The organism is Hoylesella loescheii DSM 19665 = JCM 12249 = ATCC 15930 (genome assembly GCF_000378085.1).
Lineage (GTDB): Bacteria > Bacteroidota > Bacteroidia > Bacteroidales > Bacteroidaceae > Prevotella > Prevotella loescheii.
Map to the genome: position 1 here is coordinate 22,311 of NZ_KB899212.1, position 15,940 is coordinate 38,250.

The window sequence follows — 15,940 nt, forward strand, 5'->3', positions numbered from 1 at the left end:
TGGTGTTTAATTAAGGCTTAATAACTAAAAGAGTCGAGATGAACTTGCGATTAACATTTTTTACCGCTTAAAACAATAAACGAAAGGATAATTTTCTTAAATTTGCCACAGGTATAGCTTTTCTATCAAACAAGCATACATTATCTTTATACATGAACGCCAAGGCGTTCCTATTGTTGTATAGGCCGTCGGGCCGAACGCAAGGGAACGGACGTTATTACATCCGCAGGATAGCCAGCGGCACAACACTCCATGTTGAACGAAGCCATAGTGAGGGCGATACGTATTGACAGGAGTTCTCAAACGCATTTTGAAAACTTTATTATGGCCATTTCCAAAACGCCAAATCTACATTCTGTTTGCCGCTTTGCGGCTAAAGTCGTTTATGCCTATAGCAAAAACGCAGCAGCCAACGACGTGAAGTTGTAGTCCCCTTTTCATAAGAAAGGGCATGGCGCAGCAGTATGTATAACCTGAGAGCAGCGGCCTCTTGGAGCGACCATAAATCGATAACGCTAATCTAGACGAAAGATGAGTGATACAGGAAAATCCAATGCCAACTTGGCAATGACGAAAATTATTAGTTTGCTTGAGAAGACCCGCGATGCGTTGCTGGCCGATCTTGAGAGTGAGTTCGTATGTGTTCGCACGGCTATTGACGATTTTGAAGCCAAGCAAAAAAATCAAACCGACCTCAAAAAATGCTTGGATAACATCTCCTCGTCCAGCGAGTTGTTTGCCCTACAAACCAATATTATCAATGGTATCTTTGCCCGCTTGGGATTTGAGTTGGCCAATAAGGAGGGCGTGGAGCAGATTAGAGGTCTTGTTACGAAAATGTTCGAAGCTGTAGACGCGCTTGTGGGCGCCTGTAAGACGGCTGTAGGATCGTCGGCAGGCGACCTCTTCGGTCTTATGCAGACAGGTGGAGAGCTGTTTAAGTCGGTAAAGAAATTGCTTGATTCTGTGAAAGCGTTTGAAGCAGACACCATTGCTAAAGTGCTTAACGATAATGCAGAGCAGGCGGAAAAAATTATTAAAGACTTCGACCTCAAAGGCTTTGCAGGGCGTGTGCTCGACCACGTGTTCATTGTTTTGCTTAAAAACGCCCGTACGGTGTTTGCAGACGAGATCGCTTTTGTGCGCATGAAGGCCAGCGGCATTGTTACAGACGCAGGAAAAGGCCTTGATGAGGCGAGGAAAAACCTGGAAAGCCAAATCAATAGCTTAGGTAATGAAGCGCAAAATATGGCACAGGCACTGTTTGGTGATGTGCAAAGAGAGGTGGAAGACCTGTATGCGCGCTTGTCGGGCGAGGCAAGGAAGGCCCTTAACGACATGAAGCCTAACGACAACATCTATCAAACCCTTTCGGATGGATTGTCTAAAACATACGCCATACTAAGCTTCTTAGGCATTATTGGTCCTAAAACCATTGAGTTGCATGTTCCTAAGAGATTGGTAAACGCCCTTAACAATGCCCAAAAAGGCATAAACACAGTTTCCGAAGAAATAGCCAAAGCAGCAACGGCAGCAGACGGGAAACTGAAAAAGGCCGAAGAAATGGGCCGTGAGGGTATAGAGGCCGTAAACGAGAAAACCAAGAAAATGTCTGAATTGCTGGGTGGCGACCTGAGTATCTCTACCAATTTGCTCAACCTTTCGCAATTCAGCATGCTAAGTTTTGTGCGCGATGTGCAAGCGGGTGTTGGAAAAGAAATAGACAAGCTTGCAGACTTAACGAAGCTTACCTATCCCATCGAGGTGGTGGAGATAAAATGGGATGTGCTAGACGACCTTTTTGCGCACCCCTTAGATTATCTGAAGCGCCTTTATCCCATTGAAAACATTGACGACGCACAAGCTCTAGTGGCCAAGGTAATGGACTTAGCACGGCAGTTTAACCCCGATATCCCCGACTTCGCTTCGCTTCGCAGCATGCTCGAAACATTGGTTCGCAACCTTGCCGAAAAGGTTCTGACTACGGTGGGCGAAGCTAAGAAAGAATTGTGGAACAAGATACGACCCATCATTACCACCATACGTAAGATTATCGACATGTTACGCGAATTGGCCGAGACCATGCAGCGCGACATGGACGCGATGGTGGAAGAGGCCATAGCTTGCTTAGACACGGCACTGAACATCGTGGGCAACGAGTTGAGTGCTGCTTACGACAAAGGTGCACGTTTTGAAAAAGACCTGGAGGCATTGCTTACCGAGGCTGCAAACAACGCTTGGAAAGGTGCGAAAGACGAGGTTAAGGAGGCGCGCAAGGCCGTATTGAGGCATGTGCCTAAGGTAAAGGTGTCGCCCGCAGAGAAGGAATTGTTTGATGAAGTGTTGGTTGGCGCCGTTAAAGACGTGCTGAAAAAATGGCAAGTGCCTAATCCCGAGTCGGTGGCTGATAAGCTTGCGAAGGCTGCCAACACCGAAATAAGGGCATGGGGAAGCGGTGTGTACACCCACATGCATAAGGCTTTAAGTAAGCGAGCATGGGAAAATAGACTGAAAACGGCCCTTATGCAGCTTAAGGCAGAATTGAGAAAAGACCTCAATACGATTTCTGTCGATGGCATTGGGGCAGGTGTGCAAACCAATAACCTTGCTACGCTGTTGTCGCCACATACTGTTAAGCAGCTCTCGGGCAACATGGAGAAAAAGCTTTCGCAAATAAAGAGCGAGCTAAGTCTAACCGACTACGTAAACATCGTTACCAAGGCGGCCAACGAAGTGATTGTACCCAATCCCGAACGCTATTATATGGGTTTCCGCCAATGCGTCGATACAATTGTGGCAAACTGTAAAGCGCAGATTCCTGATATCAAAGCGGACGATATTGACCGATTTGCCAAAGACCTAGCCGAGGCCATTTGGCAGCGTGTAAAGCAAAAAATATTTATGCCTTACGTGCGCGAGATTACCGCGACAGTAACGAGCACGCTGCGCTTGATTATCAGACAGCGGTTGCAACAGGTGGTAAAGGGACTCGACGGCATGGTGAAGGACGCCATGAACTTGGCAAGCGATGCCAAGAAAACGGCTGGCGAGGTGGTAGACCTTGTTGCGGAAGGTGTGAGTGTTGCGGAAAAGCTTTTGGAATCACAAGCGCTAACGGCGCTGAAAGAGGCCAAAGACACGGGTCAAAGGGTGTTGAAGTTTATCAACGAGAAAACGGGCGTAACGATAAACGTGGATATTCCAGAGGCATACGTTGTATGGTTTGGCAAGGTTGTAGATGCCACCATCGTGTTTGCTACGTCGCCTATGGGGTATAAAGACATCTTTACCCTTGTTATGAGCTTGTATAAAGGGTTGCCAAACGAGGTGCACAAGTACATCGACGACGTGCTGCCCAGCATCCCCGACAACGACTTTACACAATATGTACGCAATATAGACTACCAATACGACCTGGAAAGTAAGTTCCTCTTGGCCACTTTGGTAAATCTAACCGACGTGAAAGCAGCTAATGCAAATAAAACGGCTAGCTTAGATACTTCGCTATTGGTGCAGCTTTGCACCTTTGTGGGCGAAGACAAGGAGGAAAAACGGCCCGCCATATTCTTCCACGTCATGCTCAAAGGCGACCTTGCTGCCACGTTTAAGTTAGGCAAGAACCATACACTAGCTTTGCAAGCGCAACTGCAAGCAGGTAGAGTGGAGGTTGGAGCAATAGATAAAGATACGATAGATGCCCTGCAAAGCGGATTTGGATTTAATGTGACCAAAGGATGGAAGGTAAATAATGTTACCAAATGGGATAAGATTTGCGCCATGTTTGTTGCCAAATTTGCCCGCAATGCAGATGCTCCGCCTTTGAAACTGTTTGATACCAAGTATCTCGCAGCAAGCATCGACAACTATCCGCAGCTGCTATATCTGGGCTATGCCAACACTTGTAGTGAGGCCATTGGCGGAACTGGCCTTAGCATAGCACCCAAAACGCACGAAAGCAACAAGTTGATGTTTGGCTATCTAGGTGCCATAAAGGGCGCTAAGGTTGTGCTGAAGCTTAGTGAGGTGGAACTGTTGAAAACGTTCTTGAAAGACGATTTCACGATGGATTTCGACACCTATCTGTGGTTTGACCTGCAAGAGGGGCTCGACTTTGGTGGAAATGCACGCCTAAAATTAAGGTTCGACCTTAACGGTAAGACGTTAGGGCCAGTGCGTTTCAACCACTTCGACATCGACTTTGGTCCAAAACCCGAAGTTGCCGGCACGCTAGCGCTGAACGTAAAGAGTACGTTCCAGATAAACTTCGCTAGTGTGGTGACCATGGCGTTAGAAGATTTGGGCGTAGGGCTTGACGTTAATTACCGTAAACCAGACGGAAGTGTAGGCGACTGGGACTTGTCGGCACAGCTGGCTTTGCCCACAGGCCTAGGCATAACCATTGATAACGCTGCCGTGAAAGGTGGTGGAATAATCTCGATAAATAAAGAAACGGGCGAGTTTTTCGGTGCGGTAGAGCTCAATATCGTGAAGCTATTTGCCGTGTCGGGCTTTGTCTTGTGCGACACAGGTTCGAAACCTGGCCACGATTTTAGTCTTGTGGTGCTCATCAGCACACGTTTTACGCCTGGCATCCCCTTAGGTTTGGGATTCAGTCTTACGGGCGTTGGCGGTTGTTTGGGCTTGAACAGGGAAATCAGTCGCGAAGGAATGGTGCAGAGTGTGCGCCAAGGAACGCTTGGAAGCGTATTCTTTGTAGAGAACCTTTCGAACCATCTGGCCGAGATGAAGGCTTCGGTTATGACCCTGTTCCCAGCCAAGAAGGGTCAGTTCTTCTTTGGTTTGCTGGCCCAGATAAGCTACGAACCCATTTTAAAATGCGACTTCGGACTGCTGTTGCAGTTGCCGTCGCCCACCGAAATACTCATCGTTGGCGGACTGAAAGTGTCGTTGCCAAAGCTCGACAAGATAATCCGCATCAACGTGTTCTTCGCTGGCGGCATAAGGTTTGAAGAGGGAATGTGGTTCGATGCAGCCCTTGTAGACTCGCAGATTGTGGGTCTGACGCTCGAAGGAGAAATGGCCTTCCGCCTTAACTGGGGTGGTCCGAACAAGGGTTTCTTGCTTTCTGTTGGTGGTTTCCATCCCGCCTATAAGCCCGAACCAGGTCTTATGGTGAGTAACATGAAGCGCATGGCCGTGAAGCTAGACTATAAGATCGTGCGCATGTCATTAGAAAGCTATCTTGCCATTACCAGTAACACCTTCCAAATAGGTGCGCGGCTCGACATCAACGTAGGTTGGAAGCGATTCGGTTTACATGGCTATGCGGGCTTCGATGCCCTGTTCCAGTTCGATCCTTTCCGCTTCGTATTCACGGCGGTTGCAGGTATGAGCGTGCGTGTGGGCAGTTGGAATGTTGCAAGCGTACACTTGTCACTCGACGTGGAAGGTCCTGCACCATGGAAGATAAAGGGCAAGGCTTCGTTCCGCATTATCTTCAAGATAAATGTAGACTTCAACCTTACATGGGGAAATAATGCCGATCCGATTGAGGCAAAAACTATCGAGGTGTGGCCTTTGTTGGAAGCAGAATACGAAAAGGCAAGCAATTGGTTGATAACCAACACCGATATGGTAGACAATCTTGTAAGGTTTGTTGATCAGAAGAACGACGACGAGAACCTGCAAGTGTTGCAACCCACAGGTAAGATCACCTTCAACCAGACCGCTGTGCCGATGAAAACCGTACACGAGAGCAACAACCTACTTGCACTCGACAAGATGGAGAAATGCAACGACGCACTGCCCATCGACTGTGTAAGTCTTGAAGTGCAGCAGGTGAGCTTTGGATCGAACGCTAACCCAGAGCAGTGCGAGTTTAAACGTGGAAAGGGCTTTGTTGACGAGCAAAACGATTTCGCACCTTCGCTTTATCGCGAACTCTCTGTAGATGATAAGATTAAAGCGCCATCGTACATTAAATGCAACAGCGGATTTACGATTGATGGCATGAACGAGGGACATCCCGCATTTGACGAAAATAGTAAAAGGGTGATGGAGAACAGTATAAAATACGAGACATGGAAAAAGAAGGGGGTTGTCGTTTCATACGCTGAGAAGGTGCGCAACGATAAGGCGTTTCGAACCCGTAAGATAGAACTTGACAATGGCGTGGACAAAAAGATAGAGCGCATAGACAAGTTAGAAGGAAAAGACATTGAGTTTACCCCCAAACCCAAAATGAAACTGGCTGGCATTCCTGTGAAAGCCTTCATTGGAAAGAATAATATAGAACGGCTGACACAAGGTACGGAGAAAGAGATGACGAACATTCGCCATAAACCATCCACATGGCGACATGCCGCTGCTTTTGAGAAGTTGGTGATAAAAGACTCTGATCTGCTGAGCAACGTTCAGCTTTGTGAAGACGGCTTAGCAGTAAAGGGCGACGGAAGTGTTGTTGGCTATTTCTCGCCCAAGGAGGTGGAGGATTTGGTGAATGAAAAACTAGGTGTGCTAGGTAGACTGAAATGGCCACGGAGAATAACCGAACTGCCAGACCTAAAAGGAATTCTGGCAATAAAAGATCCCAAGTTCGATCATGCATACAACTCGTTCATTCGCGATAAGGTGATTGATTTTGGATCGCTTGCAGAAGTGATAGTCCAACCAGTAACTGCTCCTAAAATGGTGTCGTCGGCTTTCGAACGCAGAGATAAGTCGTCTTTTCAACGCTACGTGAAGATCTTAGACCAAAGGAAATCGCGTAATTCAGTAGACCAATCTAACCTCATCGACAAATTATAAGTGCTATGACAACAGGTAATAAAGTATATGTCTTGCCGAATTTTAGGCGAGGACTAGGGCACTATGCCAATGAAACCGACTCGTTAAAAGGTAATGAGAAGGGTGGAGTGCTTCGCTCTACGCTCAATGTGTCGACAAAACTGAGCACAGAACTGCCAAACAACGGTGGCCGTGGCGAGAGAATGATAAGCCGTAGCTTCTTCATCGCAGGTCCAGAACAAGTGAAGGCCATCGATGAGAAGGCCATTTGCCAAGTGGTTCCTGCCGATGGCAGCGCAGGCGTGTCGTTTACTAACATGCCCTACGTGGAATTTTACGAAGAAGATATCCCTTGGCGGTATACGCCTGTTAAAGACAACGAAGGCAGATTGCGCCCATGGATGGTGCTGCTGGCCTGCAAAGAGGGCGAATATAAACTTGAAAAGAACCAAGAGAGTAATTCCATACTGGTGCTAACCCCACAGAATGATGCGCATTATGGCGAGTTGTTCCCCCGTTTAGGCGAGCAGCATTTGTACGCTCACGTACAAGTGACGACGAATGTGGATAGCGAGATCGAACAGTTTTTGGAGAAACATCCCGAAGCGGGTGTGTCGCGCATATTGTGCCATCGAGCATTGGAAAGGAAAACGCAGTATCATCTCTTCCTTGTTCCTGCTTTCGAAACAGGACGATTGGCCGTTCTTGCTCCGCAGGCACTATCAGGCGGAGGTGAAAAGGCAAAATGCTCGATGCAAACGGCATCGTGGAGACAGAGCTTAGAAGAAGCGAAAGGGTGTGAGGAGGCCCTAAAGTACCCCGTGTATTATCATTGGGCGTTCAGCACAGGCGAAGAAACTTTCTTGGGTTATGCACATAGGATGAACCCATTGAGCGATGAGTGTTTTCGTAAGATGCACCCCACACTGAAACTGGACATCAACAGCACTGGATTGGAAGCAGGAAAAGGAGAGGACTTAAAGCCTATCGACATGCCCGTGGCGCTTAAGATGCTCAACTTTGACGAAAGGAGCTTGCAGAAAGAATCCTATGAGATGAGTAGGGAATTGAAAGAGCTCTTGGATCTGAACCCTGTATTGTTGGAGAACGAGAAGGGCGAGATAAACATGGAGGAAGATCCCTGGGTGACTCCGCCCATTTATGGCGCACGACATACTTTGGCACAAAGGACCGCTGCCACACCATGGACCACCAACCTTGCTGTTAACGATATAAACTTGGCGTTTAGAAATCGTGCAGCGGCAGGACTTGGTGCGCAGGTGGTGAAAGACTATCAAGAGGAATTTGTTACGCGTGCTTGGGGTATGGTGGAGCAGATAAACAAGTTGAACCAACGTGTTCGCGAGATTTACCAGATGTCGAAAATGAACGATGCATCGGCACGTAAAATCAACGAACTTCGTACGTTTAACCTAACCGATAACCTATCGGGCATCCAATCGAACGCCGCTGTGAAGCTTATAAATAAGGTGAGCCAGGGCAAGATGAGCGCCAACACAATGGCCAAGAACCTCACTAAGGGATCGGTTTCGCCAATGAACAGCGTGCTAGAACAATACTTGGTAGGTCAAGGAGTTAGTCTCAGCGACGCCTTACGCTTGACATCAGTGGGTACATGGAATGATTATAAGCTCAAGATAATAAACTCGTTGGCCATTGTACGCATGATTCGTTCGATACACAAAAGCGATTTTGATCGTTATGTAATACCCAAACATAATAAGTTTTTCGATTTCTATCCAGAGTTTAACGCGCTCCGTGGTGTGTTTGGTATCAAAACGAATGGTTTCATTATAGATCCGGAGAAGGGTACGTATTTTACTCCCGTGTGGAAAGATGGTGAGAAAAAGGGCGGAGGAGTGAGAGTAGATCCTTTATTCTTCTATGGATTGGAGCCAAGAAAGGTGCCTACGCCTTGCAGTTATGCCACAAACACGGACTATCACGAGATATATACGTGGTTAAGACGTATTGGCGACAGGAAGAAAATACGCAAGAGGACTTACCTAGTGGACACCATAGAGAACGAAATATATGCAGCATGGGGCGCGTTACGTGAGTACACAGACCCCTTGTCGCAAGTTGGTTATCCCACAAGTGGATTTCTTTATGATTTGGCAATGCCTTACAAACTTGTTACCGTTAATGCAGGTGGGGAATCGAAACATGGTGTTATTTTGCCCGATGACGTTTACTCGAATGTGTTTGGCGATAAAGGGGATGACTTTCAGAATGGATTTAAGGTGGCTTATTATACCCCTGAACGGAAATTACGCTACTTTGTGGTGGCTCCCTTTTCTGTTGTGATGGGCACATCGCCTTCTTTTGTGCTGACAAAAGCGCAATACTCAACAGAGACTGGCACAAAAACATTGTCTGGAGAGTGGAAGTTTAAGTACGAGAATAAAACTTTTAAGCAGACGGAAGGAGACAACAGCCTTGCCCTTCTTACAGGAGAGAAGAGGTTTAATGTTATAGAAAGTGCAATAAATGTGCTTTCAGAATATGATGACCAATGTTTTGTCATTAAGAAAGGTAGAAAAGAATCCTATTCGGGAAGTAATGGGTCATTTAAACTTAAGGTAGATAGCAAGTACTATACACTTAGTATGGAGATAGACAATGACACCTTATTTTTCTATCCTTATGATGAGGAAGCTAACCCTTCGTTGCCCAAGGCAGCTGTGATAGAAAAGAAAAAACTGGAGATTTATCCATCTCTTTTACGCCAGTTGCTAGAGAAACTTCGCGATGGCATCGTTCATTTAGAGAATAACAGCTTTGTTCCCAGCACCATCGAATGGAGTAGCCCAGCAGGATTACCTACAATTTCGGCTTTCGAGTTGGCTGGTGGAAACGAGGAACTAAGGAAAATAGGAAACTTCGTTAGTGCTTTTAATGACATGCTGAGGAAAGCCAACGCTGCAATAAGGTCGGAGTTGAAGTTTGAACAGCAACCATCGATAACCACCCCGCAACAACCTACGGAGGAGAAGAAGCTTGTTGACGCGACCGAGATGAACCTCAATAAGCTGCAAAACATACTTCGACACTATGGCAAGAGAGGTGTGAAGATCGACGTAGTAGAAGCGTTCTTCAACCAACGGATAACGAACCGGTATCCAGTGATGCCTTATCCAGAGTTCCCCGACCCAACATCGTTCTACTTACGCGAGTTTTCCGACAAGTTCTTCTTGCCCTCATCGGGCGAGATCGCTAAGAACAGCATCTGCTGTTTCGCTTCAAACCCGGCTTTCGAAGAGGCTTTCCTAGCAGGAATGAACACCGAAATGGGTCGCGAATTGTTGTGGCGCGAGTATCCCACCGACGAAAGGGGAAGCTATTTCCTTAAGTTCTGGGATCAACCACTATTGCCCGACGACTTCGGCGACACCTATTACGATGTGAAACGGATCGACCAATGGAGTGACAGCTTAGGCCGAAACCATTCCAAAGGCAAAGGCGAGATGCTGGTGTTTGCTGTACGTGCCGACCTGATGCAGGTGTATCCGCAAACGGATATCTACATGGTGCCATTGTCAAACGGCAAGCCCAACTTTAACTCTACACCCATTAAGCCCGACATGTGCTTGTGGCTAACTGATGAGTTGTATATCGTGGGTTTCCAAAATATGACCAAAGGACAGGCCAACAACAACATGTTGGTATTTGCCGAGAAAGAATCCTCACAACGGTTTTATTTCATGCCAATGCAAAAAGGTCGTGACGAGAACTCCAATGGATTTACCATCGCACGCAGCCAAAACAAGGAGGCTTGGGGTATAGCCGTGAGAGAATTGCCATAAGACAAAAGGTAGCATTTAGCAAACAGCAAAACCATCACCCGAAAAAACATCTATCATGTACAGCAACCAAAATATAAGAAAGAAGCACGCAGCCAACAAAATAGGTAATATGGCTGTGTCTACGTCGCTCGTGATGTTCCCCTTGCGCATTGAGACACGTTTCATGAAGCGTTATGTGGACGACGCTAGCGAGCCCGACTTGGCTATTCGTGCATTCATGGCTTTCGAAACCTTCCTCGAAGAGGCAGAGACGTATTATGAAACACCCGAAAAACTGGTGGAGCCAGCACGTCTGTTGCTCGATGCGGTGGAACGGCTCGACGCCATTTACACTGAAGACAAGGCACGTTTGCGCGACTTGTTACAGCTGTTGGGCAATAAAATAATTGGCAACATCGAGAACGAACAAACCGAAGAGGCATGGAAACTGAAACTCGCCGACCTGTGGACGCGTATCATGAACACCCTGCCACGTCTCGTTTGTATCGGTGAACTCTCGGCGCATAAGGCCACCAAGTTCCTCAATACCTTCGAACATGTGGTGCGGAGGCTGCGCAACATGGTGAAGAACCCTAACTACATGGGGCATAAACGTAGCTATAAGGTGAACAAACATTCGTACACGATACAGTTTACGAATGCCCGAAAGAATTTGCGAGAATGCAACAACTTCTTCAAAACCATATATTATAAAGATAAAGACTTCTCGAAGTATCTTGACACCATCACCCATTTTACGGGCGAACAGCAAAAGAAATTCGTGCGGTTGCTTAAAGGTTTGAGGATGGATTTCACACCTTTACGTACCATGTATAAGGTAGACGAGGGAAGAGGGAAAGCCCAAAAAGATCTGTTTTTCATTAGTAAAGGCTATTATAGAACCTTGGAGGAGCTCGAAAAACATCTTACTCGCGTTCGTAATGAACGTTTAGACCTTAACATCAAGTCGAGTAGGATGGTGCGGCATTATCAGCGTTACACCCTCTTGGCAGAGCGGTTACTCCATTTCCGTATCATAAACCTAGGCAACCCAGAGGCTGTGGCTGATCAAACCACGCTCAATCGATGGCGGGACATTGCTTACAACACCGTGTTTAATTTCCACGCGGAGTATGATTGGCTGTACGAAATGGTGAAGGCGTATAACACGCGGGTGGAGGAAGATCCCGATGCACAACTCCAAGTAGAATTGTTTAGGCGACGCTTACAGTCATCTATGAAGAAGAAGATATGCTACAAGAAATTCCAAAAATGTCTTTGTGTGCGCATTTATCCCGATGAAATTGCCGTTACGCAGATGACAGCTAAGCTTACGCAAAGCGAATTTGATGATGCCAAGCAGTTTTGGAAAGAGTGGAAGAAAGTAAAGGGTAACGATGTGCTATGTCGTGCCTTGTGGAAAGGGCTTTGCGACAAGTATCCGCCTTATCGTGCGGCGTGGATCGTACGTCAGACTTATAGCGCGGCCACTATCAAACAATGTGGAAAACCCATCGACGATGAAGAGGCTAACAAGTTCACTGTGCCCTATACACGGTTGTTGCCCGACCGCTTCGTGTTGCAAGCTACCTTGAAAAAAAGTTCTGGTTCCGAGCGCGACATCTATTGCTATGGGCATCTTATTCCCCACGAACTGCAAGTGGGACTCGATCTCAACCAGTTGGTTAACTTTGCAGCAGGAGAAGAAGGTGATAACAGCCTCGTTAAGTCTAATGCGAAACTTAAAGGCGCTATGCGATGGCTCACCGATTATGATGAGGCCGAACGTATGGGTATGGCCATCACGCTGTCACTCGAGCCTTTTGCACACATGCGCCACAATCAAAGGGGTAATGGTAAGCAAAACCATATAGAACGTAAATTTGAGTTCAACTCGTTATACGTAATGGGTATCAAGCATATTGACGACAACTATTGCGTGAACTCTGAGAAAAGCCAAGAGCTGGTTCGCAACTTGTTCAATGCACACCTTTATAGCGAAGAAGGGTTCGAACTGCTTAACATGGGTACGCCTACCAATATTATGGGCGATGGAGACGAACGTCGACAAACGGGAAACACTTACGATACATCTACCGAGAGTTTGGTCAAGGCTTATTACGACCAGACGCTGAACCTGCTCAAAGATAAGACATTGCCACTGCCTTATGGCGATGCACGCATGCTGTCTAACCTCTTTAAGATGCCGGTGCGCAACAGTTTCGGGCCCAAGAATATCAACAACCCCTTCATTAACACCACCAACCGAAACAATCGTGAGGTAAACAAGGCTCAGTTGGTAAACAAAGCATTCCTCGGACTTATGGCTAATAAGGGCAATGCCATAGCAAAACTCATACGCGGGAACGATGTACTACGAAAATACTTCATGTATAGCGTTCTCTCTAGTGGCGCTTATCCTGCTGTGCGTATTGGTTCGCAACCCTATGGCATATTGCCTGTGTGCGACTTTAGGGAAATGACTTACTGGCGTGGTTCTGCCTTACATGTGCTGCACGAGATATTGCTCTACCTCACCAAGTTTTGGAATAACATCGTAGTTAAAGATGTGTTGCACGAAGACAACATGTCTGTGGGAAACAGCCAGACCAATTTCTTGAGGGTAATAAACTCTACACCCTATTCGTCTACATTCTATTCGCGCACCGTGGCAAACCAGAATATGCTCTTTTCGCCATATTTCTTCCGTGGAAAGCAGAGAAACGAGCAGCCTTTCGTCAATCTCTTCAATGTTGTGGAGAAAGCGACGGGCGCCAACGGGCTTTATAAGGAGATGCAGCGACAGTTCTTGCAAGAGTACGAAAATGTTCCTTTCACTGACGACAGGGCGCTATGCCGCTTGAAAGACAATCCCTTTAAGGACATCGTGTACACTGTAAAGAAGTTTGTGAAGAACAGAAAGAATGGAATGACGCTGAGTAATGAAGAAGTGGAACTGCTCATCACCGAGGCGTTCGACCTCTTCAACTATCGCCTCGACGCTTGGATGCAAGGCCTACTTCATTATAGGCTGACCAAACGCATGCGTCGTTCGCGCAAACATCACATCGCCATCGGTGCATTTGGATGGGTGTTCAATCTCAGGGAGAGCGAGACGAAGAACAAGCTAGACGAGTATATGCTGGCTCCATCGGTGAACCAGGCCCTCACGGCAGCTGTGCTTCGAAGCAGCTTTAAACGTAGCCATGTAGATACGGGTGGAGAAAAAGGCTACAACTACGACCTTAGCATCAACCTCTCTTCTGAACGTGTTCGCCAGGCTTTGCGCATCATCAAGGGTGTGCAAAACGGCTTGTCGTTGGGTGCCATCTTGGGTAACGACTTTGAACGAATGCTACACGAAGACTATAAGCAGGATGGTGGTTATGAAATGGACTTCTTTATATTCTACCTTAGGCAGCTATATCCCCTCGATGCCGATATAGAAAGCCAAGGTAAAATAGATAAACCCTCAGACGTTAGGGTGCTAAATGGCGTAGCTTTGCTTAACGATTTGCGTAAGCGTTTAGTGGAGAAAGACAATAAGCGTAGCACGCTCACCGCGCTTTATCTTAGCGATAAGGGCAAGGTAGACGAATGGTTCGAAAGCTTAGGCGGTAGCAGTTGGGCCCAGCTTTTTGATTCAAGAAAACGTGAAAGGCTCTTCGTGCTGTTGCAAGAACTGGAAGATGCCTATGATGCTTTAGCCGACGTGGTGAATTCCGAGTGTGTTTACAAGCTGTGCGAAGGAAACCGCGTGGCCGTTGAGGCGTTGATGAATTGCGTACAGAGCGAAAGTAATATCCCATTGCCCGATGTCGTGAATATTCCGCTTAACTCGGCACATGTGGAACAACGCATGCTCGTGGCGCTAGACGTTAACGCGAAGGCTCCCAAACATTCTTCCTCACCCCTGCAAATGGCTGAACCAGCTCTAGACCAGTGGATGGGAGAGATGATGGGATACAACCAAATGCGATTCTCTTTCACGCTCTTGGATAAGACTCATGACGTGAAGGCTGCCGAATTGGGATTGTCGCCGTCGGATATTGTTTATCTTTCTGGCGATAAAGATCGTTTTAACCGCTTCTTGGCCGTTAAGTGCTGGATGCAACAACAAGCTGTTTCGCAGGAGGTGATAGACGCACCCACCGTTGTCCAGGGCGAAGAACTGCCCTTTGAGGAGGCCGAACTGGCGGTAGATAACTTGCGCGAAATGCTTTCTTCGACAAGGATGCTGCGTATGAATGATCTCATCGTAAATGGTGCCGAAACGCCTGACGAGGCTTACGATATTAGCGAACTGGGTAGCCGATGCGGTGTGCTGAAAAGCGAGTTGAAACGTCTGGCCGATTATATGGCGGCTTGGCTTAAGGCAAATGGCGGCAAGGATAATGCTGCTTCCTTGTCTAAAGAGGCGGTTACGCTTGGTATAGAACATTTGCTGGGCGCTTTCAGGCTAGGACTTTTCAATGCGCTCGATGCGGTAACAGACGATTTGATGAAGTTTGCTGCCACCGCCGACGCTCAGGCTACAGCCCCACAAGCCCAGCAGCAGGCAGCTTTTGTGCAGGCTTTAACCTCGCAACTCGAGCAATTGAACACCCGACTGAATGCCGGCGAGCAGCTGCTGGATGGCGGAAACAAAGTAGACGTTGAGAGCCTAACGCAAAGTGCCAAGAAAATGCTCGTGAACAACTTTGTAATGGCACCTCACTTTAATGCCGATACCAAACTACGTCCTGGTAGTACCTATACCGATACCGAGATGCCTTTGGTTAATCTCGAAAGTTTGGAACAGCAAAAGCAAGGTGGATGCTTCTCTAACGTGTCGCAGCTCGATATGGAAAGCTGGCTAATGGATGTCGGTCGCGTGCGCCAACCTATGCAACTGTTACACCAGTTGCGCATGTTTGCCAAGTGCAACGCCCTCGAAACCAACGTAAGCCTCACGCCCATGCAGTTGCCTATACAAGAGAAAGAACCACAATGGGTGGGCTTGCAGGTTGAGGACGAGAAGCATGTGCACGACGCCAATTCGTTTGTGGTGATGAATGCCTCACGTCTTGTAAACAAACAAGACAACGCCTTCCAGCCCATGGCTGGTGTGGTGCTCGATTTCTGGGTAGAGCGCATCCCCTACAAAACGCAGACGGCTGCCCTCACCTTTGGCTACGACCAGCCCGACGCCGAACCTCCACAGGCCATTCTTGTGGGTGTTTCTACGCGTGGTGGCAAACATCGCTGGTCAGAAAAGCATGTCCTGGGAACGCTTAAGGCCGCTATGCGTATGGCTAAGAGCCGCGCAGTGTCGCCCGAAGACGTTTATAAGAACCGATGGACATCGTGTATCTTCCCGCTACTCAATTATCCTACGCAAAAATAAT

Annotated in this window: 3 protein-coding genes; all 3 read left to right on the forward strand. The window is 47.4% G+C overall.

The window, feature by feature from the left end; genetic code table 11:
• Nucleotides 1–567 precede the first annotated feature (567 nt).
• Genes F453_RS0103820 through F453_RS0103830 form a run of 3 tightly spaced genes read left to right on the forward strand, consistent with a single transcriptional unit; the run spans nucleotide 568 to nucleotide 15,939 of the window.
• Nucleotides 568–6,768 (forward strand): DUF6603 domain-containing protein, encoded by a 6,201-nt coding sequence (locus tag F453_RS0103820; protein ID WP_018966817.1) that lies wholly within the window; start codon nucleotides 568–570, stop codon nucleotides 6,766–6,768.
• A gap of 5 nt (nucleotides 6,769–6,773) precedes the next feature.
• Nucleotides 6,774–10,574 carry a hypothetical protein gene (locus tag F453_RS0103825; protein WP_018966818.1) on the forward strand — a complete coding sequence of 1,267 codons (3,801 nt, stop codon included), beginning with the start codon at nucleotides 6,774–6,776 and terminating at the stop codon, nucleotides 10,572–10,574.
• Nucleotides 10,575–10,629: 55 nt separating this feature from the next.
• Nucleotides 10,630–15,939: a hypothetical protein gene (locus F453_RS0103830; protein ID WP_018966819.1), complete on the forward strand. Its 5,310-nt coding sequence runs from the start codon at nucleotides 10,630–10,632 to the stop codon at nucleotides 15,937–15,939.
• Nucleotide 15,940: the final 1 nt, after the last annotated feature.

Excerpts from the sequence above, each read along its gene's own strand:
- F453_RS0103830 (WP_018966819.1), top strand. The coding sequence starts at position 10,630 with ATGTACAGCAACCAAAATATAAGAAAGAAGCACGCAGCCAACAAAATA.
- F453_RS0103825 (WP_018966818.1), top strand. The coding sequence starts at position 6,774 with ATGACAACAGGTAATAAAGTATATGTCTTGCCGAATTTTAGGCGAGGA.
- F453_RS0103820 (WP_018966817.1), top strand. The coding sequence starts at position 568 with ATGACGAAAATTATTAGTTTGCTTGAGAAGACCCGCGATGCGTTGCTG.